The 19,953-nt window shown below is 69.4% G+C and carries 18 protein-coding genes; 13 read left to right on the top strand and 5 right to left on the bottom strand.

Going from position 1 to position 19,953, the window contains the following annotated elements:
• Positions 1–59 precede the first annotated feature (59 nt).
• The 8 genes from LZ199_RS46690 to LZ199_RS15900 all read left to right on the top strand — a co-directional run bounded on the left by LZ199_RS46690 (position 60) and on the right by LZ199_RS15900 (position 7,438).
• A complete protein-coding gene (locus LZ199_RS46690) occupies positions 60–413 on the top strand; it encodes a hypothetical protein (protein WP_323389693.1) in 354 nt (117 codons plus the stop codon).
• A 190-nt stretch (positions 414–603) separates the two neighbouring features.
• The gene (locus LZ199_RS15930; protein WP_253994538.1) at positions 604–1,479 is read left to right on the top strand and encodes an alpha/beta fold hydrolase; all 876 of its coding nucleotides are present in this window, start codon (positions 604–606) and stop codon (positions 1,477–1,479) included.
• A 212-nt stretch (positions 1,480–1,691) separates the two neighbouring features.
• Positions 1,692–2,741, top strand: coding sequence for a hypothetical protein (locus LZ199_RS15925; RefSeq protein WP_253994537.1), 1,050 nt, complete (start codon positions 1,692–1,694; stop codon positions 2,739–2,741).
• Entirely contained in the window at positions 2,723–3,997 is a 1,275-nt protein-coding gene (locus LZ199_RS15920) for a condensation domain-containing protein (protein WP_253994536.1), read from the top strand. The genes LZ199_RS15925 and LZ199_RS15920 overlap by 19 nt, the downstream gene beginning before the upstream one ends.
• Complete coding sequence (locus LZ199_RS15915; protein ID WP_253994535.1) at positions 3,994–4,605, top strand: methyltransferase family protein; 612 nt, start codon at positions 3,994–3,996, stop codon at positions 4,603–4,605. The genes LZ199_RS15920 and LZ199_RS15915 overlap by 4 nt, the downstream gene beginning before the upstream one ends.
• Before the next feature lie 6 nt (positions 4,606–4,611).
• Complete coding sequence (locus tag LZ199_RS15910; RefSeq protein ID WP_253994534.1) at positions 4,612–5,592, top strand: fatty acid desaturase family protein; 981 nt, start codon at positions 4,612–4,614, stop codon at positions 5,590–5,592.
• A complete protein-coding gene (locus LZ199_RS15905; RefSeq protein ID WP_253994533.1) occupies positions 5,589–6,818 on the top strand; it encodes a CapA family protein in 1,230 nt (409 codons plus the stop codon). The genes LZ199_RS15910 and LZ199_RS15905 overlap by 4 nt, the downstream gene beginning before the upstream one ends.
• Before the next feature lie 2 nt (positions 6,819–6,820).
• The gene (locus LZ199_RS15900) at positions 6,821–7,438 is read left to right on the top strand and encodes an iron-containing redox enzyme family protein (RefSeq protein ID WP_253994532.1); all 618 of its coding nucleotides are present in this window, start codon (positions 6,821–6,823) and stop codon (positions 7,436–7,438) included.
• A gap of 61 nt (positions 7,439–7,499) precedes the next feature.
• Here the strand turns inward: LZ199_RS15900 and LZ199_RS15895 are convergent, their stop codons facing one another.
• On the bottom strand, positions 7,500–9,629 hold the full coding sequence (locus LZ199_RS15895) for a M3 family metallopeptidase (RefSeq protein WP_253994531.1): 2,130 nt from the start codon (positions 9,627–9,629) through the stop codon (positions 7,500–7,502).
• A 64-nt stretch (positions 9,630–9,693) separates the two neighbouring features.
• Here LZ199_RS15895 and LZ199_RS15890 point away from each other — a divergent pair, with 64 nt between their 5' ends.
• Positions 9,694–10,161 carry an Lrp/AsnC family transcriptional regulator gene (locus tag LZ199_RS15890; protein WP_253994530.1) on the top strand — a complete coding sequence of 156 codons (468 nt, stop codon included), beginning with the start codon at positions 9,694–9,696 and terminating at the stop codon, positions 10,159–10,161.
• Between the two features lie 909 nt (positions 10,162–11,070).
• Complete coding sequence (locus LZ199_RS15885) at positions 11,071–12,279, top strand: glycoside hydrolase family 19 protein (protein WP_253994529.1); 1,209 nt, start codon at positions 11,071–11,073, stop codon at positions 12,277–12,279.
• Positions 12,280–12,703: 424 nt separating this feature from the next.
• Here the strand turns inward: LZ199_RS15885 and LZ199_RS15880 are convergent, their stop codons facing one another.
• Positions 12,704–13,324: a hypothetical protein gene (locus tag LZ199_RS15880; protein ID WP_253994528.1), complete on the bottom strand. Its 621-nt coding sequence runs from the start codon at positions 13,322–13,324 to the stop codon at positions 12,704–12,706.
• A 508-nt stretch (positions 13,325–13,832) separates the two neighbouring features.
• Between LZ199_RS15880 and LZ199_RS15875 the strand changes: the two genes are divergently transcribed.
• Positions 13,833–14,192 (top strand): hypothetical protein, encoded by a 360-nt coding sequence (locus tag LZ199_RS15875; RefSeq protein ID WP_253994527.1) that lies wholly within the window; start codon positions 13,833–13,835, stop codon positions 14,190–14,192.
• 46 nt (positions 14,193–14,238) lie between these two features.
• Complete coding sequence (locus LZ199_RS15870) at positions 14,239–14,601, top strand: DUF2381 family protein (RefSeq protein ID WP_323389691.1); 363 nt, start codon at positions 14,239–14,241, stop codon at positions 14,599–14,601.
• 80 nt (positions 14,602–14,681) lie between these two features.
• Here LZ199_RS15870 and LZ199_RS15865 read toward each other — a convergent pair whose 3' ends face one another.
• Both LZ199_RS15865 and LZ199_RS15860 read right to left on the bottom strand, forming a co-directional pair.
• A complete protein-coding gene (locus LZ199_RS15865) occupies positions 14,682–16,433 on the bottom strand; it encodes a sensor histidine kinase (protein ID WP_253994525.1) in 1,752 nt (583 codons plus the stop codon).
• 139 nt (positions 16,434–16,572) lie between these two features.
• Positions 16,573–17,049 (bottom strand): hypothetical protein, encoded by a 477-nt coding sequence (locus LZ199_RS15860; protein WP_253994524.1) that lies wholly within the window; start codon positions 17,047–17,049, stop codon positions 16,573–16,575.
• 274 nt (positions 17,050–17,323) lie between these two features.
• Between LZ199_RS15860 and LZ199_RS15855 the strand changes: the two genes are divergently transcribed.
• Positions 17,324–18,466 carry a hypothetical protein gene (locus tag LZ199_RS15855; protein ID WP_253994523.1) on the top strand — a complete coding sequence of 381 codons (1,143 nt, stop codon included), beginning with the start codon at positions 17,324–17,326 and terminating at the stop codon, positions 18,464–18,466.
• A 163-nt stretch (positions 18,467–18,629) separates the two neighbouring features.
• Here the strand turns inward: LZ199_RS15855 and LZ199_RS15850 are convergent, their stop codons facing one another.
• Positions 18,630–19,556 carry a hypothetical protein gene (locus LZ199_RS15850; protein WP_253994522.1) on the bottom strand — a complete coding sequence of 309 codons (927 nt, stop codon included), beginning with the start codon at positions 19,554–19,556 and terminating at the stop codon, positions 18,630–18,632.
• Positions 19,557–19,953: the final 397 nt, after the last annotated feature.

Below are 19,953 nucleotides of genomic sequence, written 5' to 3'. Positions count from 1 at the left end.
ATTGACGCGTCAGCGGCGACTCGGAGGCCCGTCAGCCCGCCCGCGGGAAGCACGTGCGCATGCTGTCGGAGACGTTCCACCCGAGAGACTCGCGGCATCCGGAGAACCAGGAGCGCGCGGCGGACTACATCGCCGGCCACCTGGTGCGGGCGGGAGGGGACGTGGAGTCGCAGCACTTCCGGGTGGACGGCCGGGACTACCGGTCTGGCGCCTGGAGCGAAGACGCCGTGGGACCTCGTGAGGTCTCCCCGAGGCACCACGCACCAGGGACGCCAGGCGACGCGAGCAGCTCCAACCCGGTGAAGAGGAGGTGCGTGGTGCCGTCCGGCAGCGGTCGCTTCATTCGATTTGCGATGCGGCCGTCCTCCGCGCGTGACAGCCGCTCCATCGCCAGCGCACCGCGCGCCCCGTAGCGGCATGGCCGTTCCAGTCCCTGCCTGTGCGCACGCCGACGCGCATCCGCGAGGTGATGGCCGAGGTAGGGGGCGCACTGAAGGTAGAAACAGCGGCGGTGTCGATCCTCGTTTGAGTCGTTCGTCGTCTTCGCGAAGGGCGATTTTCCCTTCGCTGACGAGCCCACGAAGACCCGGGAAGAGAAACCCCATGTTCCGCACCGTTCTCGCTGTCGCAGTGCTGCTTCTCGCCGTCCCGAACCTGGCCAGCGCCCAGTCCAAGCCGAAGGGTGCCCGCGTCAACGTGAACGGGATGCAGATGTATTACGAAGTGTCCGGCAAGGGCGACCCGCTGATTGTCCTGCACGGCGCCTACATGAACATCCCGACGATGGGCGCCATCCTCCCCAAGCTCGCGAAAACCCATCGGGTCTATGCGCTCGAGTTTCAGGGCCACGGCCGCACCACCGACATCGACCGGCCCATCACCTACCCCCAGTTGGCGGATGACATCGCGGCCTTCATGGACGCGGTGGGACTCAAGAAGGCGGACGTGTTCGGCTACTCCATGGGAGCCGCCGCCGGGTTGCAGCTCGCCATCCGCCATCCGGACAAGGTGAACAAGCTGGCCGCCGCCTCGGTCGCCTACGACGTCGAGGGCTGGCAGCCCGAGTTCAAGGAGTTCATCCCGCAGATGAAGGTGGAGATGTTCCTCGAGATGCCGTTCGCGAAGGACTACCGGAAACTCGCCGCCAACCCCGAAGGATTTCCGGAGCTGGTCCGGAAGCTGATTGCGCTCGAGAAGGAGCCGATGGCATGGGGGGAGCAGGTGAAGGCGCTGAAGACGCCGGTGCTCATCATCACCGGAGATGCCGACGTCGCGACCCTGGAGCATTCGGTCGCCCTGTTCCGGCTCCTCGGCGGTGGTGGCGCGGGCGACATGGGCAAGCCGCTGTCGGCCTCGCGGCTCGCGGTCCTGCCCGCGACGTCACACACCGCGGTCATCACGCAGACGGAGCTGTTGCACGCCTTCGTCGAGCCCTTCCTGAAGGGCATCTCGCCGAAGGGGATGTTCGAGGCTCCGTAAGGACCAGGTCTCTGGCGAGTCGCTCGCGCCGGGCACCACCCAGGGCGCCGGGGATCCACAGCCGGGCAGGTGCTTGCCGCCTGTGCAGCCGAGCACTCCACCCCGTGCAGCGGGCTGCACACCCGGCGGGGGCGCGGGGCGGCGGCCGGGCCCATCTCCTCGGAAGGAGGGGGGCTTCCCGGCTGGCCCTGTTGGTGCACTGCTGACGCTCCATGTACCGGGAACGCGCCGCCCCCCCTTTTGACGGCCTTCGCGCCGCCCAGCCCAGCGAGCACACCCGCTGGCTGACGGAGCCCGATGAGCCCGCGCTGCGCGAGCTGCTCCACGCGCGCTACGCCGGGAGCTACTCCTACCGCTTCCTCCATGAGCCTGGAGGGGCCTCGCGGCTCTGGAGGGCCGGCGCGCTGCTCAGCCTGGGGGAGTTCGACGCCCAGGGCTCGCTCCTCTGGCACACGGGGCTGTGGTGCAAGCCGGGGCGGGACTCCCTGGACTCGGGGCTCTCCCTGGCCCTGCCCAGCCGGCGCACCGCCATGGACCGCTCCGAGCACGAGCGGCTGTGGAGCCACCTCCTGGAGCTGCTCAAGGCGCGCGCGGGCTTCCTGCACCAGCAGACGTCCACGCTGCACCTCATGGCCCAGCGCTACGCGTCGCGCTTCATGCGGGCCGTGCCGGTGGGCCTCATCGTCGACTACACCGAGGGGGAGAGGCTGGTGGGGGTGGAGGGCTCGGGCCTGCCGATGCAGGCGCTGGTGATGACGACGGTGCTCGCGCCGCTGCCTCCGCGTCGGCGCTTCCTGCCCGCGGGGCCGTGGGGGGAGTGGCTCGCGTCCATCCTCGCCGCCTCGGGCCTGCCGGGGACGGTGGAGCTGACGCCGCTTGCGCGCCGCCCTCGCGCTGGGGGCTTGGTGCCGCGCCCGCTCGACTGGAACGAGTCCCTGCGGCTCGAACGGCGGGAGCTGGTGGCGCCCGCCGGGGAAGGGCAGGGGGCCACGGCGCTCCCGTCCTCGCGGGCGCGCGTGGACCTGATCCACCTGTCCACGGGCGAGCCCCAGCGGGTGGCCGAGGCCACGCCCGTGCTCCTCGCGGCGGGCTACCTGCCGACGGGCCTCCGCCCGCGCCTGGACGCGCCCGACGACATCGTCTTCCAGCACCTGCCGGCGCCGGAGCGGGCGCGCGAGGCGGTGGGGCGCGCGCGGCTGGACGGAGAGGCGGCCCGGGCCCTGTGGAGCGGATGGGTGGAGCGATGCGCGCGAACTTCGTAGACACGCTCCTCGCGCGGCTGGATGGCGAGGTGGCCACCATCTGGGCCACGGTGCTGCTGCGCATCGACGCGCGGCCCGACGTGGCGCGGCTGCGCGGGGCCTTGCGCGCCCTGGTGCACGAGAGCGAGCGCCTCAACGTGGCCTGGGACGACGCGCGCGGTGCGTGGGTGCCCGCGCCGCGCACGGACGAGGCGGTGGACGCGGCCCTGCTGGAAGGCGCCGAGCCGCTGGACGAGCCCGAGGCGTTGACGCGGGTCATCAACACCCGGGTGGACCTCGCGAGGGACGTGCCCCTGCGGCTTCACCTCCACCCCCTGGCCGATGGCGCGCCGGGCCCGTGGCTGCTCGCCATCCAGCTCCACCACGCGATTGGGGACGCCAAGGCGCTCGCCCACCTGCTGGAGCGGCTCTGGCTGCACTGCGCGGGGCGCGCGTCGGAGTCGTCCCCGCTGGGCCCCTCGACGCTGACGGATGGCAAGGTGCTGCTCGCTGCGCTGCGCGGGCCGGGCCGGGTGCTGGGCCTCGCGAGCCCCCGCCGCCGGCTCCTCGCGCCGCGGGGCCTGGGCCTGCGCCGCAGTGGAGACACCGCGGGCCGCTCGTTGATGGCGACGGCGCGCCTGACACTCCCGGCGGGCCGCACGGACGTCCAGGCCTCGGAGGTCTTCTTCGCCGCGCTGCTGGCGGGCGTCGCGCTGCGTGAGCCCACGAAGGACGGGCTCATCCGCCTGCGGGTGCCGGTGGACCTGCGGCGCATGCTGGGGCTGGGGCGGATGCTGGGCAACGGCTGCTCGACGGTGCCGCTGGAGTTTCCCCTGCGGGAGGTCCGCGCCCGGCTGGAGGACGCGCCCGCCCTGGCGGCGCTGGTGCGCGAGGCGCTGCGGCGCGTGCTCGACGAGGGCGTGCACTGGACGACGGCGCTGGAGTGCATGGCGGTGGCGCGGCTCGCCCCGGGGCCCGTATTGCGGCGCAACGCGCGCCCCGGGCTGGTGGCCGAGCCCCGCACCAACACGCTGGTGGCGACCTACCTGGGGCGGCTCGACAAGCACTTCGTGGACGCGCCCTTCCGCATCCACTCCCTGCGCAGCCACACGGCCACCTGGGGCGCGACGGGCCTGGGCTTTGGCGACACGCTCAACATCAACACGGCGACGTTCGAGGGACTGTGGACCCGGGGCGAGCTGCGCGACTTCACCGAGCAGCTCGCGGGCTGGGCGTCCTCGGGCTTCGGGCTTCCGGCGGAGGTGGTCGGACCATGAAGGGGCTTCGCGACGCGCCCGCGCTCTACCTGGGCTTCATCTCGCTGCACGTGCTGCTGGGGCACCTGGGCACAAGCCTCGTCTACCGCCTGCGCTTCGGCCGCGGCCCGCTGGCCTACCGGAGCACCGGGGCCGACTCCGTCCACACGCGCCTCACGCGGCGCATCGGCGGCGCCTCGCTGGTGTGGGCTGGCTCGGTGGTGGCGGCGGCGCTCTGGCCGCGCTGGTCCGAGCTGCCCTGGGGCCGGCCCCTGCTGGCCATTCCGCCGGAGGTGGGCTGGGCGCTGGGCGTGCTCGGGCTGGTGGGCATGCTGGCGGCGCAGTACGGCATGGGCGCGACATTCCGCATCGGCGTGGACGCGGGGGAGGCCCCGCCCGTGCTGCACGAGCGAGGACTCCACCGCTCCTCGCGCAACCCCATCTACGTCTTCTCCTACCTGTACCTCGTGGGCGCCTCGCTCTGGGCTCCGTCGCTGGTGACGCTCGGGACGTGCGCGGTGCTGGGGGGGCTGTTCCACGGGCTGGTGCTCCAGGAGGAGCGCTACCTCTCCGCCCGCCTCGGCGAGGCCTACGCGCGCTACCGCCAGCGCGTCCCCCGCTACTTCTGAGGCCCCATGCAGCCCGCCCTCGCCCCCGTCTCACCTTCACCCGCTGCCCCCGCCGGGCTTGGCCCCTCACGCGACGAGCTGGTGGAGCTCTTGCGCATCCGCCCGGCGCGGGCGCTGGGCATGGCGGCCCTCCACCTGGGCGTGTGGGGGCTGGCCGGCGTGGGGCTCGCGCACGTCAGCGGCTTCTGGCTGAAGCTGCCCCTGTGGCTGCTGGCGGCCCAGGGCGTCATGGGGCTCATCCAGCTCGACCACGACGCGTGGCACGACACCCTCTTCCCGAGGCCCTGGCAGAACCGCCTCTTCGGCAACGGGCTCAGCCTGCTCGTGGGCATCGCCTACGAGCCGATGCGGCACGACCACCTCGCGCATCACCGCTGGAACCGCACCGAGAAGGACCCTGACGCCTACAACGCGGGCCGCCGCTCGCCCGGGCTGTGGGCACTCTTCTACGCCACCGTGCTGTTGGGCCTGCCGCTCAGCCTCGTCTACTTCAACGTCCTCTACCCGGTGCAGCACTTCGACGCCGCCCGCCTGCGCCGCCATGCGCTGGTGCTGATGGGCTACGGGGTCTTCTACGCGCTGCTCTTCTGGCTCCTGGCGGGCCACGGGCTCCTCGGGGGCGCGGTGGAGTGCTGGCTGCTGCCGGTGCTCTTCGCCAGCCCCCTCAACGGGCTCAAGTCCATCTCCGACCACCACGCCAACGTCTGGCGTGGCGACCGCTTCCACACCGCGACGACGGTGCGCGGCACCCGGCTCGTCACCTTCCTGTGGAACGGCCTCAACCACCACCTGGACCACCACCTCTACCCGCGGGTGCCCGGCTACAACCTCGCGCGGCTGCACGCGCGGCTGCGCCCGGAGCTGCTCGCGCGCGGGGCCCCCGTCTTCGACAGCTACCTCCACGTCATGTGGCGGGCCCTCCTGGCCGGCCCCATGGTGGTGGAGGAGGACGTGCGACTCGTCACCCTGGAGCGAAAGCGCCCATGAACGCCCTGCGCCGGCTGTACGCGGACATCCGCTACGAGGACGGCCGCTGGCCGCTGTCCCGGTGGGACCTCAACCTGCGCTACCTCACCAAGAGCCTCCTGCACCTGCCGGAGCCGCGCTCGGCCGGAACCGGGGAGCACTTCGCGCGAGTCGCCCGGCACCTCGCCTCGGGGAGCTGGCGGCACGCGGGCGCGCCGGAGCTCCGGCTGAGCGCCGTGGGCGACATGATGTGGATTCGCAGCGGCTTCCACCGCGCCCTGTCTCCCGGCGTCCGGGAGGTGATTGCGGGGGACGCGGTGGCCTTCGCGAATCTAGAGACGCCGGTGGACCCGGCGCGGCCCGTGCCCCGGCTCGTCTACGAGACGCTCCACTACAACGCCCCGCCGGACTACCTCGCGGCCTGGGAGGGCACGGCGCGCCACCGCGTCTTCTCCCTCTGCAACAACCACGCGCTCGACCAGGGCGCCGATGGGCTGGAGCGAACCCGGGGGACGGTGCTGGCCTCGTCTCAGCAGCGCTGCGTGGGAGGCCCCCGGCCGGAGGACGCGGTGGCGGCCCTGGAGGTGGACGGGGTGCGGATGGGCATCGCCGCCGTGACGTATGACATCAACCACCTGGTGGGGGCGCCGCCCGCCGGGGTGCCGGTGACGCGGCTGGGCAGCCCCCTCCACGCGCCGGACTGGGCGCGGCTGGGCGCGCTCATCGACGCCGCTCGCGCGGTGGGGTCGGACCTGGTGGTGCTGATGCCGCACTGGGGCTTCGAGTACGAGTACTGGCCCGAGGCCCTCCAGCGCGAGCACGCCTATCGGCTCATCGAGCGCGGTGCGGACCTCGTCCTGGGCTCCTCGCCGCATGTCCTCCAGCCGGTGGAGTGGGTGTCCATCGACGGCGCGGACGCTACCTGCCCCACGCAGGTGCGCCGGGGCGGGCCCGCGCGGATGGGGCTCATCGCGTACTCGCTGGGCAACTTCCTGAGCATCATGCCCACGCTGGCGTGCCAGACGGGGGCCGTGCTGAAGCTCGCGCTCGCCCGGGACGCGCGGGGCGTGCTCCAGCCGGTGGATTTGCGCGCGGTGCCCACCGCCTGTGGACGGGGACTCGGTGGGGAGGGGTTCCTCGACGCGGGCGTGGTGCGCCTGGACGAGCTGCCCCCTCAGCGGGCGGCGCCGCACCTCGCGCATGCCCGGCGGACGTTGGGCGCGCTGCTTTCGGCAAGGAGGGACTGAGGATGTCGTCGATTGAGGAGGAGTTGAAGACGCTCACCGTCGGGATGGCGCGGCAGGTCGCGAGCTGGCTGCCGGCGGTGACGCCAGAGCGCTACGTGGCGTTCCTCGACATGATGTACCACTACACGCGGCGCAGCGGAGACCGGCTGCGGCTCGCGGCCGAGCGCGCCACGCTCCCCGAGCTGAAGGCCTTCTTCGCGGAGCTGGCGGGGGACGAGCAGTCGCACTACCTGCTGGCCCAGGCGGACCTCGCGGCCTTCGGGCGCGAGCCCTCGTCCGACACGCCTCGCGAGGTGGCCGACTTCCACGCCTTCTGGGAGGGAATCGGGCCGGAGCGGCAGCTCGCCTTCCTGGGCGCGCTGTGCGTGCTGGAGGGCGTGGCGCGGCACCTGGGAGGCGAGGCCCGCCAGGGGCTGGGGCGGCTCGGGCTGGAGCGGACGAAGGCGCGCTTCATCCTCGTCCACCTCGACGTGGACCTGGAGCACGGCGCGCGGGCCCAGGCGCTCTGCGAGGCGCTGGGGGCCGGGCACCCGGAGCCGCTGCTCGAAGGGGCCCGGCGGGCCGCCGACTTCTGGGTGGCCATCCACCGCGCGGCGCTGGCTGGCGAGACTCGGCCCTGAGCGGGCGCCTCAGCCTATGGAGAGGACGCGGCGCATGAGAGGGAAGGGGCTTCCAGTACGGCTACGGCCGCTGAGGCGCGTGGAAGCCGCGCTCCCGCATCAAGGCGTCCAGGCTCGCCTCCCGCCCCCGGAAGGCCCGGTAGCCCTCGAACGGGTCCACGGTGTTGCCCACGGACAGGACGTGCTGGCGAAGCCTCGCGGCCACCTTCGGGTCAAAGGCACCGCCAGCCTCGGTGAACGCCTCGAAGGCATCCGCCGACAGCATCTCCGCCCACAGGTACATGTAGTAGCCGGCCGCGTACGAATTGCTGGCGAAGACATGTCCGAAGTGGGGCAGCCGGCTGCGCATGCCGACCTCTTCCGGCGCGCCAATCTGGCGGAGCACGTCGCGCTCGAACGTGTCGGGGTTGATGCGGCGGGCACCCGCGAGGTGCAGCTTCATCTCGACGAGCGCGGAGGTCAGGTAGTCCACCGTGTAGAAGCCCTGATTGAACGTCGCGGCCTTCTGGATGCGGGCCACCAGGTCCGCGGGCATCGGCTTGCCCGTCACGTGGTGCACGGCGAACCGGCTGAGCACCTCCGGAGTGGACAGCCAGTGCTCGAACAGCTCGGCGGGAAACTCCCCGTAGTCGCGCACCACGCGGCCACCTCCGAGCGTCGGGTACGTCACGCTCGCGCTCAGGGTGTGCAGCGCGTGGCCGAACTCGTGGAAGAGCGTCAGCGCGTCGCGCCAGCCCAGCAGCGCGACTCCTCCGGGCCCCGGCTTCACGAAGGGCATGCTGATGGCCACCAGGCCCGTCACCTCGCCCCGGAAGCGCTCCTGCACGCGGTACGTCTCGGTCTGCCCGCCGTTGTATTTGCCCGGCCTCGCGTAGGGGTCGAAGTACAACAGCCCGAGGGGCTTCCCGCTCGTGCGCTCCTTCACCGCGAAGACGCTCACGTCCGGGTGGTAGACGGGCACGTCCGGCGCGGGAGCGAAGGTGTAGCCGAACAGCTCGCCGGCGGCCCAGAACATGCCGTCCCGCAGGGAGTCGAGTCGCAGGTACGGCTTCACCTCGGTGTCGTCGAGGTCGTACTTCGCCTTGCGCACCTTCTCCGCGTAGTAGCGGTAGTCCCAGGGGGCGATGGTCTCCGGCTGTCCGTCGCGCCGGGCCATCTCCTGCATCGCCGCGACTTCCTCGCGCACGCGGGCGACGGCGGGCGTCCACATCTGCTCCAGCAAGCGCATCGCGCGCTCGGGCGTCTTGACCATGGACGTCGCGAGCTGCCGATGGGCGTGGGTGGGGAAGCCCAGGAGCTTCGCCTGCTCGGCGCGCGCGGCGAGTATCTGGGTGATGACGCCGTTGTTGTCGTGGGCATCGCCGTGGTCCCCCCGGCTGTCGTAGTTGCGCCACACCTTCTCGCGCAGCTCGCGGCGGTCCGAATAGGTGAGGAAGTCCGCCACCGCTGAGCGCGTGTTGGCCACGGCCCACTGGCCCTTCTTCCCGCGCGCCTCCGCCTCCGTGGCGGCGGCCTTGCGCAGCGGCTCCGGCAGGCCCGCCAGGTCGGCTTCCGTTTCCAGGAGGGTGAAGCGCTGCTCGTCGGCGAGCACGTTCTGGTTGAACGTCGTGTAGAGCGTGGCGAGCTGCTGGTTGAGCGCGGTGAAGCGCTTGCCGGCCGCCGCGCCCAGGTTCGCGCCGGAGCGGACGTAGATGTCGTGGTAGTGCGCGACGAGCCGCCGCTGCTCGGGCGTCAGCTTCGCCTTCGCGGCCGAGTCGTGGACGGCCTTGATGCGCCGGAAGAGGCGACGGTTCTGGGTGCTCTCGTCCCAGAACGCGGCCAGCCGGGGCGCCATCTCGCGCTCGATGACCTGATACTCGGGCGTGTTCACGAACGAGGACCACGCGTTGTAGACCTCGAACACGCGAGTGAATCCCCGGCCCGTGTCCTCCAGCGCGGCGATGGTGTTCTCGAACGTCGGCGGCTCGGTCGAGTCCGCGACGCGGGCCACTTCACGCCGCTCCTGCTCCATTGCCTCCTCGAGCGCGGGACGGAACTCCTCCAGCTTCACCCGGTCGAACGGGGGCGCTCCGCCGTGAGGGCCGGACCAGGGCGCGAGCAGGGAGGCGCCCTTGCCGGGAGGGGTTTCAGGAGCGGCGACGGCCGTGCCCGCCAGCAGGACAACGAGTGCTCCAATTCGGTATCGTGTCATTGACACAGAATAAGAGGCAGCTTCGGGTCGCATCCATCGAATGAAATTCGTCCAGGAACCCCAGATGACCCCCCTCGACCGAATTGATCGCACGATTCTGGAGGCCCTCCAGAACAATGCACGGCTGTCCAACAAGGCGCTCGCCGCGCAGGTGGGGCTTGCGCCCTCTTCCTGCCTCGCGCGCGTGAAGCGGCTGGAGACGGAAGGCATCATCCAGGGCTACCGCGCGGAGCTCAACGCGCGCTCCATGGGGCTGGGGCTCCAGGCGCTGATCGGCGTGCAGCTGCGCCTGCATGTGGGCGAGGCCTTCGGCAACATCGGCGACCACCTGCGCTCGTTGCCGGAGACGGTGGCCGTCTATTGCCTGGGCGGGACGACGGACTTCCTGGTGCACGTGGTGTGTCGCGACACCGAGCACCTGCGGGTGCTGACCATCCAGTCCTTCACCAGCCGTCCCGAGGTGAGCCGCATCGAGACGTCGCTGGTGTTCTCCTTCACGCGACTGGGTGTGCCCGTCGACAAGGGCGCCTGACGCGCGCTCACGGGCGGCGTGACACGCGCTTGCGCGTCGCGAGGCGTCTGCGCCGGGGCAGCGGACCCGGGGAGGGCAGGGTGGCGACGACGGCGCGAATCCGTTCCCGCAGCCACCGCGACACCGGCTCCTGGTCGACCCGTGAATGCCAGATGATGGAGACGGGCAGCTGGCCGTCCCGGTCCTGCAGCGGGAGCTGGAAGCTGAAGCCCGGTTGCCGGAGATGCCCGCCGCCTGCGCTGCCCCCGGCAGGAGTCCCAGCCCCGCGCACAGCGTCCCCAAACCCAACTGCGCACGTAGCCTGGCATGGACGCCCCCCAATACGGGCGCCCGCCTCGTCTCAACTTGCTTCGTCATGTTGGAAGTTCCCCCTCTGATGAGCACCCGGGACAACCTGCCGGGTGAAGTTCCATCTGAGACTGTGAGGTGCGCCGAGTCTGGAATTTCACAGGAAGTTTGAACGCGTGAGGACGTAGTCAGTTGGGGCATGCGTGACTTGGGGGGGCGACGTGCGAGGTTGGCGGTGCCGCTCGTGGATGCGAGCCCCGCTTCGCGGCGATGCTCCCGCTGACTCCGTGGATGGCTCTCCGCGGGCCACCCTTGAGAAGACCCGGAGGCAAGCACGCGCCGGCGCTCCCGACTTGGCAGGGCGGCCAATCACTGCCACCCCGGGAGCCCCCGAGCTCTCGGATGCCTTGCTACCCCAGGGCACGTCCACTGCTCATCAGTAAACCTGAGTCGCTGCGGCGCGTCCGCTGTTCAACGCTTCTCGCCTCGCATGTAAGTCTGCTTATTCGTGTTTTACGGCTTGCCGTACAGTCCTTGCGGCCCCGGTCGCCCGGAGCCAGGGCCTCCGCCCACCCCTGGCGTGGAGTGCCCGAGAAACCCTCGACCGCAAGGAGCACAAGCATGTCTGGCAAGTTCGTTTCACGCAGTCTGGCCCTGCTGGGAATCTGTGGGGGCCTGAGCGCTCTGGGGGGCTGTGAGAGCGCCGAGCCAGCGCCCGCCGCCCTCGAGCCGGTCGGGCAGGTGGAAAGCGCCGCCATCGTCGACACCATCACCGAAGGCACCTACGTCATCCGTTCGGTGATGACCAACAAGTGCATCGACATCGACTCGTCGAGCACGGCGGACGGCGCCAAGGTGCAGCAATGGGATTGCAACGGAACCAACGCACAGCGCTTCCTCGTCACGCCCACGTCTGGCGGCTACTTCAGCATCGTCAACGTGAACAGCAACAAGGGGCTCGACATCAAGGACGGCAGCACCGCGGCGAACGCGCTCGTCCAACAATGGGGCTACGGCGGTGGGACGAACCAGCAGTTCCGCTTCGTGAAGGAGGTGGGCAGCGAGTTCAGCATCCGCGCGCGCCACACGGACATGGCCATTGACGTGTACTGGGGCAACACGGCCAACGGCACGGAGCTGGTGCAGTACCCCTACGAGCAGCGGACGAACCAGCGCTGGACGTTCGACCGCATCGACGGAGGTGGCGGCACGGGACTGGCGGCCATCCTGAGCGAGTCCACGTTCAATGCCATGTTCCCGAACCGGAACCCCTTCTACACGTACAGCAGCCTCATCGCCGCCGCGAGCACCTTCCCGGCCTTCGCCAACACGGGCTCGCTGGAGACGCGCAAGCGCGAGGTGGCGGCCTTCTTCGCCAACACGGCCCACGAGACCGGGAACTACGTCTACATCGAGGAGATCGCTCGCGGCCCCTACTGTGGTTCCTGGGGCCCGCCGGGCTGCAACTGCGCCCCGGGCAAGCAGTACTACGGACGTGGGCCCATCCAGTTGTCCTGGAACGGCAACTACTGCGCGGCCGGAGCGGCGCTGAACCTGCCGCTGCACACGAATCCCGACCTGCTGGCCCAGGACGCGAACGCCTCTTGGCGCTCCGCCTTCTGGTTCTGGACCACTCAGACGGGCGCCGGGAACATGACCGCGCACAGCGCCATGGTCAACGGGCACGGCTTCGGTGAGACCATCCGCACCATCAATGGCACGCTGGAGTGCAACGGTGGAAACCCGGGGCAGGTGCAGAGCCGCATCCAGAAATATCAGGACATCGCCAGCATGCTTGGCGTGAGCCCTGGTAGCAATCTGGGCTGCTGAGGCCCGTCACCAGGCAGGGGACTGTTCGCCCTCCCTTCCCCTACACCGAACGCCGGGCGGCCACATGCGCCCGGCCGCCCGGCGGCAGGTACACGCCAGGTTCACAATGAGCTCCGGCTCGTGTGTAGGGGATGAACTGGCAGGAACGAACCCGCGACTGATGCTCCAGACACCGCCCCGCTTGATACCCCGTCGTATCCGTCTCACAGTGTGCATCGCAGATGTGTTGCTCCACTTCACCCTGGGTTTCCTCTTGGAGTGGAGACGCCGGCTCCTCAATGCCGCAGCCCATCAGCCCGAGACCTACCGCCATTCCATTCCAACCAGCATTGATGCCGGCGAAGGCAAGCCCATCAACATCCACCTCCACGCTGGCAAGTGGCCGGAGCTTGCCTTTGGCAACCTCATCAGAGCCGCATCCCGGTTACGCCGGAAAGAAGTCGTGGATGAAGATGAGACCGGTCGGCGTCCAGACGGTGAGCGTGGTCGGGTTCAGCAGCACCCCTCCCTGGATGTGGTGGGGGCTGCCACGCACGGTGACCAGCGCGGGCCTGAACGGCAAGGACTCGGGCACAGTCAGGGAGGAGGTCTCGAAGGTCGCGGAAGCACGAGCGACCTCGTTCCCATTCAGGGCGAAGAGCCCCACGCTTCCCCCATAGGTACCGACCCGGATGTCGCTCGCTTTTGCCGTCACCGTCACGCGGTAATAACCCGTGGGGATGTTGGTCGCAGGTGCGTTCAGATACATGAACGCCGCATCCACGCCATGGGCAAAGGCCGCGGGTGGAACGTACGCGAGGTCCACCACGGGGGCCGCGGTGAACACGAAGGCCTCCGCGGTCGTCGTGGCAATCTGCTCCACGTGGATGGGAATGCCAGCGTCTTGTGCCGCCGCGGCAAGGTCTCCGGGCAGGTCCGTGCACACGGCTGCGGCACCCTCCAGGAGCGCGACGGAGCTCCACTGGGGCACCTTGGCCCAGGAGACGTTGGAGACGAGGAACAGTGCCGCGACGAGAGTCGAGTGCTTGATGGTCTTGCTATTCATGATGGATTCCATTCCAATGACCGCTGTGAAGACAGACTTCGGCCGTCAGGCCGACCCATATGGGCGCCTCGAGACACACCAACCCTGGACACGCCCGCACGGGCCGCGTGACCTCTCGAAGGACAATGAACAACCATTGAGCTGTCTGGGTGGACCCCGACAGCCCCTGCACGCTGCTCAGTCTCGCATGGTGGATTCAAAGTACGATTCGAATCGTACGTTGTCAACGAGGGCTGCTGCGATTTCCGACAATCCTTGCGCCCCGTGAGCGCCAGCGGGGTCCTGCCTTCGTGGCCCTCGCCGGTGACGGATTCAGCGCAGGAGTGACAGGGAACATCCCGAATGACTCGTCGTCATGGCGCCGGAAAAGGAGTCGAAGCCGTCTGCGCGCGTGGTGAAGAAGGTGGGGATGAGGGCGATGGGCGTGGCGGGCGCCTGACTCAACCTCGCCTGCTCCGGTCCCCAGGTTCGTCCTGCTCCGCCACCGGAAGAGTGCCCTCCGGGGGCCTTGAAGCCCATGGAGGAGCTGGGCATCCGGCCGGGCTACACGCGCGTCGTCCTCAACGTCATCAAGGGTGAACCGCATGTCATCTCCGTGAACCCCGGAGAGACGCAGGTGCGACTGGGCGAAGGGTGGGAAGGTCTGCGCAGCGCCTCGGTGGTCACCGGCCAGATCGTCCTGGGGGACCGTGTGTACGGCCGCTTTACCTCGGCCGTCACGCATGACCGTCGTGCGACCTATCCCGTGTGCATGGAGTTGCTGGGCCAGGACGGGAAGCGGGGCATGGAGCGAAAGCCGGGTGGCGATGCTGATTCCGCCCGCGTCTATCCCGTGGGGGAATTGAAGCCGGTCGACCACTTCGGGTGACGCAGCCTCATGGCTGCTTCGTGAGGATTCGCTTCGTGCATGCCGAGTGCTCCGCTGCCCTTCTGGTGTTCATCCTGCTGACAGGGGCGGAGGCGACCGCTCAGCCGTCACGTTGCGTGTCCTCAGCTATCGCTCCGTGCGGCAGGTCGTCCTGGAGGTGCTTCTCGAGAACCCCGAAGGCGCTCAGACCTGGGCGACCACGGAGGCTGTGCTGACAGACCCGAAGGGCGTGGAGTTGAAGGCGCTGCCGGTGTGGCAGTCCGGGCCCGTGGCTCCCGGAGGAAGCGAACAACGCATCGTGGTGCAGGCGGACGCGCCGGAAACGCAGGCCCTGGGTCCCTACACCCTCAAGCTCTGGGAGCCGAGCACCGGTCACACCGTCATCTTTTCCGGGGTGTCCTTCCCATGAACGGAAAGGTGATGGGAAGCAACGTGTCTCGCTCCTGTCGCCAGTCCCTGGTGTGATGGCCTCGTCCACGGTGCGCCGGGTCACGGAGTCCCGTCCGGGCCTCGGCTACTCGAAACGGGAACGGAGCGCGGCAGCCACAGGGTGAACGTGGTCCCTTCCTCCTGACTGGAGCGGGCCTCGACGTGCCCGCCGTGTGCGCGGACGATCTGCTGGGCGATGAAGAGGCCCAGTCCCAGGCCGGACGTCGGATGTCCCTTGTCCGTCGCCCTCCTGAAGGGCTCGAAGAGGTGCGGGAGCAGGTCCGGGGAAATCGCCGGGCCTTCGTTGTGAACCTCCACGCACACCTGCTCCCCCTCGTCGCGCAGCACGAAGTCCACGGGAGTGTCCGTGGGGCTGTAGTCCAGCGCGTTCTTGCCCAGGTTGCCGAGGAGCTGCGTGAGCCGGTCGGCGTCCCACTCGCCCCGGAAGTGCCCCGCGTGGACGCTTAGCCGGAGCGCCCGCTGCGGATGGCCAATCTCCAGCTCCTCCCTGACTTGTTGGCAGAGGGCGCGCAGGTTGGCGGGGCGGGGACTGATGGGGATGCCGCCACCCAGCCGCCCGCGCGTGAAGTCGAGCAGGTCGGAGATCATCCGCTCCATGCGCTCCGCGCTGAGCGCGATGCGGCGCACGGCCGTCAGGTGCTTCGGGATGATGTCCTCCGAACGCATCAACGCGTTGGAGGACAAGAGGATGGCGCTCAGGGGACTGCGCAAGTCATGGGAGACGATGCCGAGGAAGCGCTCGCGGAACTCGGCCGTCTGCCGCAGCTCCTCCTCGATGTGTTTGCGCTCGGTGATGTCTGTGTTGACGGCGACCGCCCCGATGATGTCATCCCCGATGCACACCGGAGCGGCGGCGCAGCGCACCACCACGTCCCGGCCCGTCAGCAGGTGGCGCGCGCGGACCTCCTGGGTGGTCGCCTTCCCCCGGAAGGCCCGCATGAAGGGCTCCTCCTCGGGCGCGAGCCGGTGGCCGTCCTCGGCGGAGTGGTTCTGCAGCCGCTCGCCCAGGCTGGCGACGTTCTGGTTCAGCTCCTCCAGGGACTGGAAGCCGAGCATCTCCAGCGCCGGCCTGTTGGCCAACTTGATGCCGGTGGCATCGCCCACGTACAGGCCATCCGGGATGGCTTGGAGGATGGCCTGAAGGATGGCCGCGTCGCGGGTCATCTCCTCTGCGGTGTGCGTGCGTTCGGTGAGGAGCCGCTCCTGGGTGGCGCGCAGCTCCTGGTTGTCGGCCTGGAGCGTCTGGGCCCGATGCGGCGATTCCCCTTTCGCTTCCGTGGTGCGCCCCTGAAGGGCCGCCGTGTGCTCGCGCGACAGGCGCACGAAGTCGGTCACGTCCTCCAGCCGGTGGAGCAGGTAGCGCACCTCGCCCTCGGGGGAGAGGACGGGCGTGGTGAGGGGACGCCAGTAGCGCTCCTCGAAGCCGCCACCTTCGGCCTCGGGTCGCTGGAGGTCATGCTTCCGCACGGCCATTGTGTCCGGCGCGCGAGTGGTCAGGGTGCGCTCCAGTGAGGCGCGCAGGTCGTGGACACCGGCGGCATTCGGGTCCTCCCGGTTGTCGGGGAACAGCTCGAGGAGGGGATGGCCGAGGAGGTCCTCTCGCGTCGTCCCGGTGGCGCGCAGGTAGGCGTCGCTCACCGCCATGAGGGTGAAGTCCGCGTCCGGCAGGGCGACGAGGTACGCGCCAGGGAGCTGCTCGAAGAGTTGCTGGAAGTCGGGAGGAGGGGACGGAGGCATGGCGAACGTGAGCCAGCTTGTCCCGGTGAACTCCCAGCGGTGAACCGCGACCACGGCGCCGCGGGCCGCATCGTTCCCGGCTGGACGGCTCCACTCCAGGGGCCTTCAGGTTTCGCGCACGTCCCGTGCGGCAAGGACGCCGGACGGCTTCAGTTCACGTCTTGACGCGTCGGCGGGGGATGCGCGGTCTGCCTCACGGCTCCGTGGCGCGAAGGGACTGCTCGCGACCCGTCTGGCATTCGGCGGGCGGCTCACGCAGGTGCGCGCAGTGTTGGAAGGCGGCTTCCGCCTCCCTGAAGCGCCGCTGTTCCATCAACACGGTGCCCAGGTCCCGCCAGACGAGAGGGTCCTCGGGCGCGAGCCGCGTGGCCTGGGCCAGACTCTGTTGGGTTGCTTGACGCAGGTGCCGCTTCGCCATCGCGGTGTCGTGCCGCATCAGCGCGATGAGTCCCCTGTGGGCTCGCAGCTCGGGGTTCTGGGGAAAGAACTCCAGGCCCAGATCGCAATAGTCCGCAGCCCTGTCCAGGTTCCCCCGGGCGAACTCCTCCACACACATGTCGAGGTGGCTGCGCAGGGGCCCGCACTCAAGGACCGGGGGGGAATGCGAGCAGGCACCGAAGAGCAGCGCGGCCGTGGAGGACAGTGCGAGAGCGGGCCTTCGGAGGCGCATGGCGGTGAATCCTAGCCCGCGCGGGTGTCGAGCCTGTCTGAGGCCAGGACTCACCGCCGCTCTGCTCGCGAGGGGGATGACTGCTGTCAGGGCCCTGATGACCGCAGACATCAGGGCTCGCCCCTGGCCTTCCGCGGCCCTCCCTCCAACCCATTGAAATCAGGGAGGTGCCTTGTCCACACCGGGCTACTTGAGCGTGGCATGTCGGGTGCAATCAGACAGGACATCGCAGCACTGACCGACCCCACCCGCCGCACTGCTTGAGGAGCCCCCCATGCGTAGCCGCCGCCTCGGTTCGTCCCCCTCCCGTTCCTCGACCTTCCCTTCCTCCTCGACGTCCAAGCCCAAGCCTCCCGCGCGCGCCAACACGCTCCCCGCCTCGGCGCCCTCTTCTCAGACGCTGAAGCCTTCGCAGACGAAGCCCGCCGCGAGCACGCCGAGCGCTCCGGAGTCCAAGCCCGTGAAGCACCCGGGCATGCCCGAGGGCGGCCCGACCTACAGCCCCTGGGAGAAGACGACGGGCCAGGCCTCGGACATCATGGTGAGCGGCGGTGACAACAAGCTCACGGCTCCCCCGGGCGCCAATCAGAACATGCTCGTCGACAGGCCGGGCCGGCCCTTCGAGCGGGACACCTACGGCGGCGGCAAGCTGAGCGGCAACGTGGGCTCGATGCAGGCCTCCACGTCGAACTACAGCGGCAACGGGGTGCGCTACCAGTCCGCGCAGGCCGAGGTGAACGGCCCCAGCGCCGCCTACGAGCTGCAGAAGACGCACGCGGGCCGGTTCGGCGTGACGAGCGGCCAGCTCACCGCCGACGCCACCAGCTTCAAGGGCCAGGCACAGGCCGGTTATTCGCTGGACCGGAACGAGCACGCGTACACGGGCGCGCTGACGGCCAAGGCGGAGACGGGCGTGGGCGTGGGAGCGAGCGCGAGCCATGACTTCAACCGGCACGTGGGCGGCTACGTGAGGGGCGACGCCAGGGCCTCCGCCAACGCCTACGCCGAGGGCGTGGCGAGCCTGGACCCGAAGACGGCCACGGCGATGCTCTCCGGCCAGGTGGGCGCGTCCGCCACGGCGGGTGCCTACGGCACGGCGGGCGGGCATCTGGGCCGATTGCACGGCTCCGTCACGGGCGGCGTGGTGGCGGGCGCCGCGGCCCAGGCGGGCGGCAAGGTGGGACTGGAGAACGGCTTCTTCAAGACGGCCGCGGACGTCAATGCCGCCGCGGGAGTGGGTACGCACCTGAAGTCCGACGTGGCGGTGGACCTGCGTCACCACATCAAGCCGGGCATCGCGTCGGGCCTGCGTCCCGCCCTGGCCAACGCCACGAGCGTGGCCTCGCCCGCGAGCACCATCCAGCCCGAGAAGTCGCGCCTCGAGAACCTCTTCGCCAGGGCCTTCCACACGGCCTGATGTCCCTGGGGCGGTGGCTTCTTCAATTCAGTCAGGTGGACACCGGACTTGCTTCTTCGGTGTCTCACCCCGCGCTGAGGCTCCCGCCCACCCTGGCGGGATTCGCGCTCCCCAAGTGACTCGGGGTCGTGGGGAGCGCGTCCCGGCGCAGCGTGGAGGGCGCTCAGCGCGCCTGGAGGGAGCCATCCACTCCAGTGGCCCGCTGGGCGGCTCGCACTTCCGCGTCGACGGGAACCGCGACGTCTGTCGTCAGCGAGGTGGCGTCGTCACCCAGGGCGGCGATAGGGGCGGGGACGATCTCCAGGGAGAACGCGCCGGCATTGTTGTTCTCGTTGCTCTCGGGAATCACGCCATCCACGTCCGCCAGCAGGACGAGGTTGTAGGAGCCCGTGGCAATGGCAGGAGAGAAGGTGAGCGGGGTGGCGGGCAGGGACCAGGTTCCAGAACCCGCGTTGATGGAAATCCCGCCGAGGTAGCTCAGCAGTTGATAGTTGGCATCGGCCAGGAAGACGCCGACGGTCGACGCCGAATTGGCGGGGCACCGTGTGTTCAGGTCGAACGAGAAGTAGGTGGTCCCTCCGGGCTGAATCGTCGCGGGGCTCAGCGTTCCGCCCGTGAAAGCGAAATCCGCCGGCTTGGTGGTTCCAATCAGGGTGTCATCGCCTCGCACGATGCCGGAGTCCACCTCAGCCTGGATGTACCGGCCCGCTGGTTGGCATGCCGCCGCAAGCTCATCCAGCACCGGCTGTGCCGCATAATCCACGGTCGCGCGCATGAAAGAGATCGACTGGGTCCCGACCGGCGGGCGGTAGAGCCCACCACCCGCGGAGCCGAGGAGGATCTGCCCCGAGTACAGCAGCACGCGGCCGCTGGTCCCCGTCTGGGTGGGCGCGAGGTAGAACCTGATCTGGGCGGTGGCCAGACCCAGCTTGCTCCCAGTCAGTGTGTAGTTGATTGTGAAGATGTTGTAGGGATTGGGAATGGTCGTAGGCGCAGTGATGCTGAGGACCTGCACCTGGGCCAGGGCCGGGCTTGCCGCGAACAAGGACAAGGCAAGCAGCGACGCTGCCAGTGTTTTTGATGGGGTCATGACGGAAAGGGTATTCTTTTCATTTCCAACAAATCAAGACTCCGCTGTCTTGTATTTCCTGATGGAAATTTTGGCTGGCATTGGCTTTGGGGGCTGTCAGGACTTGTGTCCGCCCGCTTGGGCAACGTGCTGGCGTCACTCGTCCCTGGAGTTATGGTTTTCCGGCCTCGTTGAGGGCTGAAGCATCCTCAAATGTTTGTTGCACCCAAGCTCCTCCGCACGGAAGCGCACCACGCACTCAAAGCCCAACTGGCGCGGCAGTGCGTGGAACTTCGCCTCCACGAACACCACCGTAGATGAGGGGGTACTTCAGCCCTGGGTATCCAGTCCTCTTCCAAGCGGCCTGAAGTGTTTCATGTGCCATGAAATCTCCTGCCCGCATGTCCTGGCGCGGGAG

The organism is Myxococcus qinghaiensis (assembly GCF_024198215.1).
In the GTDB taxonomy this organism is placed as follows: Bacteria; Myxococcota; Myxococcia; order Myxococcales; family Myxococcaceae; genus Myxococcus; species Myxococcus qinghaiensis.
This window is presented reverse-complemented; position numbering and strand designations above follow the sequence as displayed.

Excerpts from the sequence above, each read along its gene's own strand:
- LZ199_RS46690 (WP_323389693.1), top strand. The coding sequence starts at position 60 with ATGCTGTCGGAGACGTTCCACCCGAGAGACTCGCGGCATCCGGAGAAC.
- LZ199_RS15930 (WP_253994538.1), top strand. The coding sequence starts at position 604 with ATGTTCCGCACCGTTCTCGCTGTCGCAGTGCTGCTTCTCGCCGTCCCG.
- LZ199_RS15925 (WP_253994537.1), top strand. The coding sequence starts at position 1,692 with ATGTACCGGGAACGCGCCGCCCCCCCTTTTGACGGCCTTCGCGCCGCC.
- LZ199_RS15920 (WP_253994536.1), top strand. The coding sequence starts at position 2,723 with ATGCGCGCGAACTTCGTAGACACGCTCCTCGCGCGGCTGGATGGCGAG.
- LZ199_RS15915 (WP_253994535.1), top strand. The coding sequence starts at position 3,994 with ATGAAGGGGCTTCGCGACGCGCCCGCGCTCTACCTGGGCTTCATCTCG.
- LZ199_RS15910 (WP_253994534.1), top strand. The coding sequence starts at position 4,612 with ATGCAGCCCGCCCTCGCCCCCGTCTCACCTTCACCCGCTGCCCCCGCC.
- LZ199_RS15905 (WP_253994533.1), top strand. The coding sequence starts at position 5,589 with ATGAACGCCCTGCGCCGGCTGTACGCGGACATCCGCTACGAGGACGGC.
- LZ199_RS15900 (WP_253994532.1), top strand. The coding sequence starts at position 6,821 with ATGTCGTCGATTGAGGAGGAGTTGAAGACGCTCACCGTCGGGATGGCG.
- LZ199_RS15895 (WP_253994531.1), bottom strand. The coding sequence starts at position 9,629 with ATGACACGATACCGAATTGGAGCACTCGTTGTCCTGCTGGCGGGCACG.
- LZ199_RS15890 (WP_253994530.1), top strand. The coding sequence starts at position 9,694 with ATGACCCCCCTCGACCGAATTGATCGCACGATTCTGGAGGCCCTCCAG.
- LZ199_RS15885 (WP_253994529.1), top strand. The coding sequence starts at position 11,071 with ATGTCTGGCAAGTTCGTTTCACGCAGTCTGGCCCTGCTGGGAATCTGT.
- LZ199_RS15880 (WP_253994528.1), bottom strand. The coding sequence starts at position 13,324 with ATGAATAGCAAGACCATCAAGCACTCGACTCTCGTCGCGGCACTGTTC.
- LZ199_RS15860 (WP_253994524.1), bottom strand. The coding sequence starts at position 17,049 with ATGCGCCTCCGAAGGCCCGCTCTCGCACTGTCCTCCACGGCCGCGCTG.
- LZ199_RS15855 (WP_253994523.1), top strand. The coding sequence starts at position 17,324 with ATGCGTAGCCGCCGCCTCGGTTCGTCCCCCTCCCGTTCCTCGACCTTC.
- LZ199_RS15850 (WP_253994522.1), bottom strand. The coding sequence starts at position 19,556 with ATGACCCCATCAAAAACACTGGCAGCGTCGCTGCTTGCCTTGTCCTTG.